We start from the raw sequence: 10,392 nt of genomic DNA, 5'->3' as shown, positions 1-10,392 counted from the left end.
CCGGCCCGGTCGACGACGTCGGCGCCCCGTGGCCTCACGGCACCCTCAGCCACGTCTACACCCACACCGGCGTCTACGACGTGGTGGTCACCCAGACCTGGACCGTGCGCTACCGCCCCGCCGCCACCCCACCCGCCCCGCCCGGGCCGTGGTCGCAGCTGACCGTGGACCTCACCCGCACCATCGAGGACTTCGACGTCGACCAGGTCCAACCCGTCCGCCGCCGCTGACCGCCTCACGCCCCGCCGGGTGTGAGCCAGCGCCTAGAGTCACAGGCATCCGAGGACGGGAGCCCGACGTGGCAGACACCGACGTGGCAGACACCGACGTGGCAGACACCACCGACACCGCCGACACGGAGACCGCCACCCCTGGCACCGGCAGCGCTGACGCCGAGGTCACGGCTTCCAGCGCTCCCCGAACCACCAAGGCGAAGACCACGCCCCGTGCGGGCGAGCTCATGGCGGCGGCGTTCGGGGCGCTGGCAGCGCGCGATCTCGAAGCGCTGGCCGCGACGTGGCACCCCGAGATCGTCGAGGAGTTCCTCGTGACCGGGACGATCGACGACCACGACGACCTGCGCGCGTTCTTCGCCGAGACGTTCGCGGCCCTCCCGGATCTCGACTTCGAGGTCGAGAACATCATGGAGGTCGACGAGAACACGGCGGTCGGCCAGTGGCACCTCCGCGGCACGTTCGAAGGCGGACCGTGGCAGGGCATCGCCCCGACCGGCAAGCGCGTCGACATCCGCGGTATCGACGTGATGGAGTTCCACAACGGCCTGCTCGTGCACAACACCGTCTACTACGACGGCCTCACGTTCGCCCGGCAGGTGGGTCTGCTCCCCCGTCAGGGCTCCGCGCCGGACCGGGCGATGATGGCCGGGTTCAACGCGCTGCAGACCCTCCGTGCCAACCTCCAGGCGCGCACCAAGCGCTGACCACGTCAGCGGTCGACCGCCCCAGCCGACCACCCGACATGCGCCCCGACCGAACCCCCCCGACCTGCAACCACCGACCAACGAGCGACCGCATGCACCTCGCCGGCAGACGGGTCCTCGTCACGGGTGCCTCACGTGGCATCGGTGAGGCACTCGCCCGCGCCCTGGCGCGGCGGGGCGCGCACCTGGCGCTGGTGGCACGATCGGCTGAGCCGCTCGAGCACCTCGCCCAGTCCATCGGCGGCCGCGCCTACCCCGCCGACCTCGCCGAGCTCGACGCCATCCCCGAGCTCGTCGAGCGCATCGAGGACGACGGCGGCATCGACGTGCTCGTCAACAACGCGGGGGTATCCAACATCGGCTGGTTCCCCGACGCCGACTGGGATGCGCTGGACCAGATCCTCACGATCAACCTCCGCGCCCCGATGCGTCTGTGCCACGCTCTGATCCCCCGCATGCTCGAGCGGGGCCGCGGCAACATCGTGAACATCTCGTCCATGGCCGGCGTGTTCGCGACGCCCGGTCTCGCCGCGTACGGGGCGTCGAAGTCGGGGCTGACGCACCTGACGCACGGGCTGCGTGCGGACCTGCGCGACGATCCGATCGTGCTGACGGCGGTGCACCTCGGCAGCGTCCGCACGGACATGGACGACGAGGCACGCAGCTACCCGCCGATCCGCTACCTCGTCGAGCGTTCCAAGGGGCGCGACATCACGCCGATGGAGGACCTCGTCGCCGCCGTCGTCGACGGGATCGAGCGGGACCGCCCCGAGGTCCGCATGCCGCGGGCCGCCGCCCCGCTCGTCGCCATCGCGAACCTGCCCCGCCGGGCGGGGCGGCTGCTGTTCCGACGCGCCCCGGCCAAGCCCAGCGAGCGCGACACGGGACCGACCACCCCCTGAGGACAAGGAAGCGAGCGTGGGACGGATAGAGGACGCGATCCGCGAGTTCCTCACGGAGGATGACTGGCCGCTGGAGGAGTCGGAGCTCGACGGGGTCCTCGTGACCCGGGTCAGCGGCAACTCGGGCGACTGGATCCTGGTCACGGTCGTGCGTGAGGACCAGGAGCAGCTGCTCCTCTACTCGGTCTACCCCGACCTCGTGCCCGAGGAACAGCGCGACGAGGGGATGGCGTTCGTTACGCGCGCGAACTGGGACCTCGCGATCGGGACGTTCGAGTACGACCTCGACACCGGCGAGGTGCGCTTCCGCACGAGCATCGACCTCGAGGACGTCGAGCCCACCAAGCCGCTGCTGCGGTCGCTGGTGCACAGCAACGTCGTGGTCATGGACCGCTACCTGCCCGGCCTCGAGGCGGTCGCCCGCGGGGTGCCGGCGGACGAGACCATCGCCGAGATCGAGGCCATCGGCACCGAGTAGCGCCACGCGCGACGCCGCAGCGACGCCACAGACGTCGACCGCGGCGACGGCTAGCGCGCCACCTCCAACGCACCGTCACCGACTCCCCCTACGGGAGGGGCGGGAACGGCGTGCTCGCGAGCCACTCGCGCACCGCCGCAGTGGCGCGCACGTCGTCCTCGTTGTAGGCGAGCAGCCGCGCCACCAGCGCTTCGCGCTCCGCCGCCCCGGTCGAGGGGTCGATAGCACGCGCGTACCACAGCATGGACTGCGCCCCGCCCGGGTCCTCATCGCGCCACGCGAAGCCGGCGAGGGGGGCGACCTCCTTGAGGCTGTAGCCGAACCCGGTGAGGAGGTGGTCGCGGGTAACCGCGTGCAGGTCGACCCACTCGTCGGAGGCGATGAACGCCTCGACCTCGTCCTCGACGCCCGCGCCGGGAGCGAGCGCGCGCAGCGCCCCCTTCTCGGCCGCCGCGTACCAACAGTAGGCGCGGAAGCTCTTCCCCCGCGCGGCGCAGGCACGGCGCAGCGCCCCGAGCCACGACCAGAACGCCGCGAACGCCGCCGCCGCGCCCTCGTCCCCCAGCGAGCCATCGAAGCAGTCGAAGCGGTGGTAGCCGGGGGCGACCAGACCGGTCCCGGCGCGGTCGGTCACCCACGCGCCCCACAGGTACACGCCGTCCTCGACGCTCTCCATGTCGACGTCGACCTCGAGGTCGCCGCCCGGCACCGCGACCGCTTCGCAGCCGGGGCGCAGGTAGGCATCGGCGGGGCCGATCCGGGCCCGCGCGTCCTCGACGAACATCCGCACCTGCTCTGCGGTCACGCCCTCTACCTGGCGGTCGAGGGACAGCGCGGCGAGCGCCGGGAGCGTCGACACGCCGATCTCGCGGAACGCGGCCCACTGCCTCCAGGACAGCCGCGGCAGCAGGGAGATGTCGTTGGCGTCCTCCAGCATCGGACGGCAGACGCCCCACCACACGCACGCCCCGCACTCGGGGATGCGCACCGGCACGACCAGCAACGGCACCGACGGGTCATCGGCGTGGGCGCCGGCGACCGCCTTGACGTCGAGCCGGAAGGCGAACTCGAAGTCGTAGATCTGCAGCGAGGTGCGCAGCTTGCTGCCCTGAGACCGCGACGGGGTGCGCCACATCGGCCGGTCGAGCCGGTACCACACGACCCGGGACTCGCGGCCGATGATCGCGCCCCACGCGGGGGCAGGAGCGGCGTGGCCGCACGCCTCGAGCATGCGGTGGTAGTGCGCGAGCTGGAGCAGGTCGTCGCGGTGGCGTCGCCCCGCCTTGGGCTCCTCCGCAGCGGCCGTCGGGGCCTCGAGCAGCCCTTCGAGATCGGCCACCACTGCGGCGGTGCCATCGTGCTCGCGGCCAGCCGCGCGGTGGTGCTTGATGTCGACGGGCAGGTAGCGCCAGCGACCGTCCACCGCCGCGTCGCCGGAACGGACGAGCAGGTCGGGCTCGCCGACGCGGCGGCCCGTCTCGTCGGTCGGCAGCCGCCCCGCGACGATCAGCGGGGCGCCGTCGCGCATCGCGGCCACGGTCACCACTTCCCGGTCGGGAACCTCGCCCGCGGCGACGACGGCGTCGGGGAAGCGCGCCACGATGGCCGCCACCACCTCGGCCTCGAAGGCGTCGCCCGCCGCCATGCGCGCGACCACGGTGTCGTCGAGCGGGATGGGGTCGCCCGGCTCGACCACGTCCCACTGCGCGCGGACGGGGCAGCGCTTGGCGACGTACGCGCCTTGTGGCGGGACCGTGGCCACATCGTGGCGGGTCCAGCCGCTGTGGGGGTCGTAGCGGTTGAGCTCGGCCGTCACCGAGTGTGCACGCGTCGTCGCGTCGGTGCCAGGTCCGTCGGTGCTCACCACTGCACCATACGCCCCACCCGTGACAGCGCCGCCACACCTCGGCCGGAGCGGTACGGTCGCGGCGAGTCGACGGGAGGCGCGCCCGTGCCGCTACCACCCGAGGACCGCTCCGGCGAACCGCTGCCACTCGAGCTCGGTCCGGCGTCGAGCGACGAGTACGACCCGCCTCCGGTCTCACCGGTCGTGGCTGAGGCGGCCCGGCGCGCCCGCGACACCGCCGCCGATCACGCCCGCCGGCGGGGCATGACCCGCCGGGCGTTCCTGCGCTCGAGCGCGGGCATGGCGACGGTGCTGTTCACGCTGGGGGCGTGCACCCGTGAGGAGGCGCGCTCACGACCGACCCCGGCGACCCCGGGTGGGACGTTCCGGGTGACGCCGGAGGCGACCATCGACCCGGACGTGGCGACGGAGACGTTCGCGGCACCGGACCGGATCATCGACGTGCAGGGCCACCTCCTCGAGTACGACCTCACCGCGCCCCGCACCTCGTTCTGGGGTGACCAGTTCCCCCAGGCGCGGTGCGACGCCGACGACCCACGCGCCTGCTTCTCGATCGAGCGCTTCCTCGAGCTGTACTTCCTCGAGTCCGAGACCACCGCCGTCGTGCTCTCCGCCGTCCCCATCGCGCCCGGCCCGGACCACCCGCTGTCTCCCGAGGTGATGGCACAGGCACGCGAGCTCGCGGACCGCGTGTGCGGGCCGGGTCGGCTGGCGCTCCAGGGGCAGGTCAACCCGACCGTGGGCCCGCTCGAGGCACAGCTCGCGGCGATGGCCGACCTCGCGTCGCAGCAGCAGGTGGTCGCGTGGAAGGTCTACACCCACACCGCCGGCGCCCCGTGGCGACTGGACGATGCGGACCCAGCCGCGCCCCAGGTCGGTCAGGCACTGATCGACCGTGCCCGCGAGGTCGGGGTGCCGCGGATCGCGGTGCACAAAGGCTTCTCGGGACGCGACCCCTGGAGCTCCCCGGAGGACATCGGGGCGGCGGCTGTCGCCAACCCCGACGTCGACTTCGTCGTCTACCACTCGGGGTACGAGCCCGCCGTCGTGGAAGGACCCTACGACCCCGCCGCACCGGGCGGCGGCATCGACCGCCTGCTGGCGACGCTCGATGCCCACGACATCCCGCCCGGCGCGAACGTGTACGCCGAGCTCGGCTCGACCTGGTTCAACGTGCTCCGTGACGCCGACCAGGCAGCGCACACGCTCGGCAAGCTGACGGCCCGGCTCGGTCCGGACAACGTGGTCTGGGGCACCGACTCGATCTGGTACGGCTCGCCGCAGGGCCAGATCGACGCGTTCCGCACGTTCGACATCTCGGCGGAGCTGCAGGAGCGACACGGCTACCCGGCACTGGACGACGATCTCAAGACGCGCATCCTCGCGGGTAACGCAGCGCGGCTGTACGGCCTCGACCCTCCCGCCGACGACTGCACTTTCACGCGCGACGACATCGCCGCGATCCGCAGGGCTAGCTGACGGCGAGGTCAGCCGCCGGCGCTGCCGACGGAGCTGCTCACCCGGGCGAGGAGCGCGTCGCGCATGCCGGTCCCGACCTGGCTCCACAGCCGCTGTCCGACGTCACCCTCCTCTCTGTAGCCATCCGTGGGCGTGCTGGTCCCAGGCTACGAGGCCGGTCGCTCACCGAGGAAGGCACCTCTCCTGCCCGCGAGGGCAGCGGTGACCGAGGTCGCACATGACGCCCCGAACGTGTACCTTGTCAACGTCACGCACCCGGTCGGGGTGTCAGGTTCCCCAAAGTACGAACCCCCCAACCTTGTGCACCAGATAGGGAAAGACATGCCAGAAGGCACCGTGAAGTGGTTCAACCCCGACAAGGGCTTCGGTTTCATCCAGCCCGCCGACGGTGGTGAGGATCTCTTCGTTCACTTCTCCGCCATCCAGTCCGAGGGCTACAAGACCCTCGACGAAGGGCAGAAGGTCAGCTTCGAGGTAGGCCAGGGCCAGAAGGGCCCCCAGGCCACCGATGTTCGGCCGCTCTGAACCCCGCAGCGGCCGCGACAGCGGCTGACGCAGATGTCGCGCTCCGGCTTCGGCCGGAGCGCAACTCTTTGCCCGATCAGTCCTCGCGGCGACGGGTCGCGATGATCGCGATCGCGATCACGACGACGAACACGATCACGAGCAGCACGACGAAGCCGGGCCCGGATTCCTCCACCTCGGCGGCCACCTCGGGGTCCACCGGCGTGGTGGCGTCGGACTGCGGTTCGCCGACCGTGTCCTCCTCGACCGGCGTGGGGATGCCGGGCGTCGCCGTGGCGTCGTCCCCCGTCGCGGCCCCGGTCGCCCCACCCGCGTCGGTGATGACGACCGTCGCCGGGGTGGACGTGCCGCTGATGCCGCCGCTGGGGTTGCTCAACACCACCGTGAACTGCTCGTCGCCCTCGTCGACGTCGTCGCCGAGGATCGCGATCTCGATGGTCTCCTCGCGGTCGTCACCGGCGACGAACTGCAGCGTGCCCTCGGGCGCGGTGTAGTCCTCCCCCGCCGTGGCGCTGCCGTCCTCGGTGGCGAAGTCGACCGTGCCCTCGCACGAGGGCTGGCGTCCCTGGAGGAACACGGTCAGGGTGACGGTGCCGGCCGACTCCTGGACCGAGACGGCGTCCTCGACGAACGCGGCGATGTGGCACGCAGCCGCGGCTGGCGCGGCCAAGGTTGCGAGCGCGGCGCCGACGAGCACGAGAAGCGTGAGCAGGCGGGACATGCCGCTCAGCCTAGTGGGAGGAGGCTGATGCCCAGCTCAGGCACGTCGAGCCCCACCGTCATGCGGCCTAGGCGGCGCCCCGTGCGGCGCGGGGCGTGAAGCGGACCGGCATGTGCTTGATGCCGTTGATGAAGTCGCTGCGGAGCCGCTCGGGCTCGCCGGCCAGCTCGATGTCGGGGAGGCGACGGATGACCGACCCGATGGTGGCGCCGATCTCGGCCTTGGCCAGGTGCGACCCGAGGCAGAAGTGCACGCCGCCGCCCCCGAAGGTGACGTGCTCGTTGGGGGTGCGGTCCACGCGGAACTCGAACGGGGCGTCGAAGTGGTCCTCGTCGTAGTTGCCGGAGAGGTAGTAGGTCACGACCTTCTGTCCCTCCGCGATCGGGACGCCGCCGACCTCGGTGTCGCGGGTGGCGGTGCGGCGGAAGTTCTGGATCGAGCTGCCCCACCGCAGCATCTCGTCGACCGCGGTGGGCATCAGGTCGGGGTTGGCCTGCAGCTTCTCCATCTGATCGCGGTGATCGAACAGTGCCAGCATCCCGTGGCTGATGAGGTTGCGCGTGGTCTCGTTGCCCGCGATGACGAGCGTGACGAAGAACAGGTTCAGCTCGAGCTCGTTGAGCCGGTCGCCGTCGACCTCGGCGTGGACCAGCGTCGAGAGGATGTCGTCGGCAGGGTCGGACTGGCGCTTCTGCACGAGCTCGTTGCAGTAGGTGAACATGTCGATCGCCGCCTGCATGTGCACCTCAGGCGATACCGACAGGTCGGGATCGTCGAAGCCCACCATGCGGTCGGACCAGATGCGCATCTGCTCCCAGTCGGCCTGGGGGATGCCGAGCATCTCGCAGATCATCCACAGGGGAAGTGGCGACGCGACGTCCGCAACGAAGTCGACCTCGCCCCGCTCGGCGATGGCGTCGACGATCTCGTCGGCGTGCTCCTCGACGGCGGCGATCAGTCGGCGGATCTGGCGGGGAGTGAAACCGGCGCTGATCAGCTTGCGGAGCCGATCGTGGCGGGGCGGGTCCATGTTGAGGATGGACAGCCGCATCTGCATCAGGTCCTCCTCGCGCTGGGTCGGGATGAAGGTCCCGCCTCGCTCGGTCGAGAAGGTCTCGTGGTCGCGGCTGATGGTCACGATGTCGTCGTGCTTGGTGATGGCGAAGAAGCCGGTGTCTCGGGGTTCCTCGTGCCAGAACACGGGCGCCTCGCGCCGCAGCTTGGCGAACTCCGCGTGCGGGACCCGGTCGGCCCACGTGTCGGCGAGCAGGTCGATGTCGGTGAGGTCGAGGGCGTCGGCCTCGGCGTAGATCCGGTTGGCGTCGAGTCGGGGCACGGTGTCTCCGGTCGTTGAGTGGTTTCTAGGAGTCGACGGCCCGGGGCCCCATGGCTGCCGAGCGGCCGAGACCGCGCTCTCGGTCGCGGGCTGAACGCGGGCCCATGATCGACGGCGCGGACGCGCCGTCGCCAAGGTGAGCGTTGAAGAGCGCAGCCAGCATGGCGACGGCGTGCTCGTCGGAGGTGGCGTCGGGGACGATGCGGTCCTGCATCGCCAGGCCCATGACGGTCGCCATGACCGCCTGGGGGAGCGCGTCGATGGACACGAGCGGCTGGAGACCGAACTCGTCGACCCACCGCGCGAACTCGTCGCGCATCAGGGCGTGGATGGCCTCGTAGCGGGCTCGCAGCGTCGGGGCGCGGTCGGGGTGGCGGGCGGCGTGCAGCCACAGCTCGACCTCGAGCAGGAACCAGTCGTCGCCGTCGGGGTGGTCGACGATGTTGGACCACAGCGCGTGCAGGCGCGTCGGGAGGTCGGGGCGGGTGGCGAACTCGGCCTCGACCACCGCGGCGAGGTGGTCCTGGAAGCCCTCGAGCAGCGCGAGCAGGACCCCCTCCTTGTTGCCGAAGTGGGCGTAGACGGATCCCGAGGTGCGCTCGGCGAGGTCGCCGATGGCATCGACCGAGGTGGCGTCGTAGCCCTCGCGCGCGAACAGCAGCGCGGCGGCGCCGAGCAGACGCTGGCGCGTCTCGGTCTTGCGCTGTGCCTGGGTCCGGGCCAGTCGTGTACCTCTCACCGCTCGGTTACGTAGTGTACCCTACATATCTTCGGAGCGCTCAATCCAACCGCATGGGATCCCGATGCCGAGCCAGGGTCACGGGGCGAAGCGGTCGCGTAGGCGGCGAAGGCGGCGTCGCAGTCCGCCTCCGTCAACCCGAACTCCTCCAGGCGGTAGGTGTGCCGGCCGTGCTTGTCGCGGGGGTTGGCGTCGAGGTAGGCGCGCACGCCCCGCTCGACCTCGCCGGTCAGCGGCAGACCGAAGCGCTCGTACACCGACCTCACGGTCCCGACCGGGTCACCGACGGTGTCCTCGAAGCGCACGTCCACGACCCGGTCCTCAGCGAGCCGACCTCGCACGTCGAGCGTCCGCTGCAGCCCCCACGCCCACGCCTCGAGCTGCTCGCGCCCCACCTCGTGCGGATCAACGCCGTTCGCGACCGCCGACCGCAACGCGAACATCAGCGACGACACCGACGCGATGACCGTCGTGGGGTCGCGGTGGGTGTGCACCAGCAGCGCGTCCGGGAACACCTCGAGCAGCATGTCGAGCCACATGAGGTGAGCAGGGGTCTTGAGGACCCAGTGCGCGCCTCCGTAGCCCGACTGCAGGTGCTGGAGGAACCAGCGCTCGAACTGGTAGGCGGGACGCACGTCGGCGCCCCGCAGCCACTGCCAGTAGGACGGCACCGGGAAAGTGGTCGGGAACTCGTAGCTCACGAAGCTCGGAGCCTGCAGCGCGAGGCACTCCTGAGGCAACCGCGCCCCGAGCGGGTGGATCGCCTCCACGTGCGGGGCGAGCTTGAAGAACTGGCGGAACTCCTTCTCGGTCGCCCCGATGCGCTCGCGGTCGGCGTCCGGTCCGGTCGGTGGCGGGAAGGGCCGTGCCACCTCCCACGACAGCGGGGCGCGCGTCGCGGGGTTGGCGGCGAGCATCCCGTAGAGGACGGTCGTGCCGGTCCGCGGCAGACCCAGCACGAAGATCGGCCGCTCGATCACCTGCTCGGCCACGTCACGGTGACGGGCACGGTGGTCGAGCAGCCGCAGCCGGGTCTCGAGCAGCGCGAGCAGCCGGGTGCGCGCCGCGATGCGACCGATCGTGGTCAGGCCGGCCTCGTCCTCCAGCGACGCGACCAGCAGCTCGAACCCCGGGCGCCACGCCGCATCGTCGCCGAGGTCGTACAGGCCAGTGCGGCGTCGGGCAGCCGCGACCAACCCGTCGGGGTCCAGCGAGGGGGACAGACCCACGCGCCCCGCGAGCGCCCCGGCGGCGTTGAGGGCACGCACGCCCAAGGGCTGCTTTCTCGGCATCGTTACCTTCCGCACGGTGATCCCAGCACGGTTGTGCTACCGCCTTCGGCTACTTGAGCACAGCACGATATTGGCTCGCGCCCGGGTCCCCTTACCAGCACAGCCGCCGAGAC

11 protein-coding genes are annotated in these 10,392 nt (G+C 71.4%); 6 read left to right on the top strand and 5 right to left on the bottom strand.

From position 1 onward, the window contains the following. The 4 genes from KY469_15080 to KY469_15065 form a co-directional block, all read left to right on the top strand. The coding region (locus KY469_15080; protein MBW3664422.1) for a hypothetical protein at nt 1-230 on the top strand (230 nt) is incomplete at its 5' end. Nucleotides 231-298: 68 nt separating this feature from the next. After that, the gene (locus KY469_15075; protein ID MBW3664421.1) at nt 299-940 is read left to right on the top strand and encodes an ester cyclase; all 642 of its coding nucleotides are present in this window, start codon (nt 299-301) and stop codon (nt 938-940) included. 92 nt (nt 941-1,032) lie between these two features. Then, nucleotides 1,033-1,842, top strand: a complete 810-nt coding sequence (locus KY469_15070) for an SDR family NAD(P)-dependent oxidoreductase (GenBank protein ID MBW3664420.1) — start codon at nt 1,033-1,035, stop codon at nt 1,840-1,842. A gap of 16 nt (nt 1,843-1,858) precedes the next feature. After that, complete coding sequence (locus KY469_15065) at nt 1,859-2,320, top strand: YbjN domain-containing protein (GenBank protein MBW3664419.1); 462 nt, start codon at nt 1,859-1,861, stop codon at nt 2,318-2,320. An 88-nt stretch (nt 2,321-2,408) separates the two neighbouring features. On the opposite strand, the gene KY469_15060 is transcribed toward KY469_15065, so the two are convergent. Then, the gene (locus KY469_15060; protein ID MBW3664418.1) at nt 2,409-4,184 is read right to left on the bottom strand and encodes a TM0106 family RecB-like putative nuclease; all 1,776 of its coding nucleotides are present in this window, start codon (nt 4,182-4,184) and stop codon (nt 2,409-2,411) included. Nucleotides 4,185-4,271: 87 nt separating this feature from the next. Between KY469_15060 and KY469_15055 the strand changes: the two genes are divergently transcribed. Together KY469_15055 and KY469_15050 are read left to right on the top strand one after the other, a co-directional pair. Then, nucleotides 4,272-5,666, top strand: coding sequence for an amidohydrolase family protein (locus KY469_15055; protein ID MBW3664417.1), 1,395 nt, complete (start codon nt 4,272-4,274; stop codon nt 5,664-5,666). A 321-nt stretch (nt 5,667-5,987) separates the two neighbouring features. After that, nucleotides 5,988-6,191 (top strand): cold-shock protein, encoded by a 204-nt coding sequence (locus KY469_15050; GenBank protein MBW3664416.1) that lies wholly within the window; start codon nt 5,988-5,990, stop codon nt 6,189-6,191. Nucleotides 6,192-6,267: 76 nt separating this feature from the next. Here KY469_15050 and KY469_15045 read toward each other — a convergent pair whose 3' ends face one another. The 4 genes from KY469_15045 to KY469_15030 form a co-directional block, all read right to left on the bottom strand. Next, nucleotides 6,268-6,912 carry a hypothetical protein gene (locus KY469_15045; GenBank protein ID MBW3664415.1) on the bottom strand — a complete coding sequence of 215 codons (645 nt, stop codon included), beginning with the start codon at nt 6,910-6,912 and terminating at the stop codon, nt 6,268-6,270. A 67-nt stretch (nt 6,913-6,979) separates the two neighbouring features. Continuing rightward, a complete protein-coding gene (locus tag KY469_15040; protein ID MBW3664414.1) occupies nt 6,980-8,188 on the bottom strand; it encodes a cytochrome P450 in 1,209 nt (402 codons plus the stop codon). An 85-nt stretch (nt 8,189-8,273) separates the two neighbouring features. After that, the gene (locus KY469_15035) at nt 8,274-8,987 is read right to left on the bottom strand and encodes a TetR/AcrR family transcriptional regulator (GenBank protein ID MBW3664413.1); all 714 of its coding nucleotides are present in this window, start codon (nt 8,985-8,987) and stop codon (nt 8,274-8,276) included. Beyond that, nucleotides 8,984-10,279, bottom strand: coding sequence for a sulfotransferase (locus KY469_15030; GenBank protein MBW3664412.1), 1,296 nt, complete (start codon nt 10,277-10,279; stop codon nt 8,984-8,986). The genes KY469_15035 and KY469_15030 overlap by 4 nt, the downstream gene beginning before the upstream one ends. Nucleotides 10,280-10,392 lie beyond the last annotated feature (113 nt).

This window comes from Actinomycetota bacterium, assembly GCA_019347575.1.
In the GTDB taxonomy this organism is placed as follows: Bacteria; Actinomycetota; Nitriliruptoria; order Nitriliruptorales; family Nitriliruptoraceae; genus JAHWKY01.
This window is presented reverse-complemented; position numbering and strand designations above follow the sequence as displayed.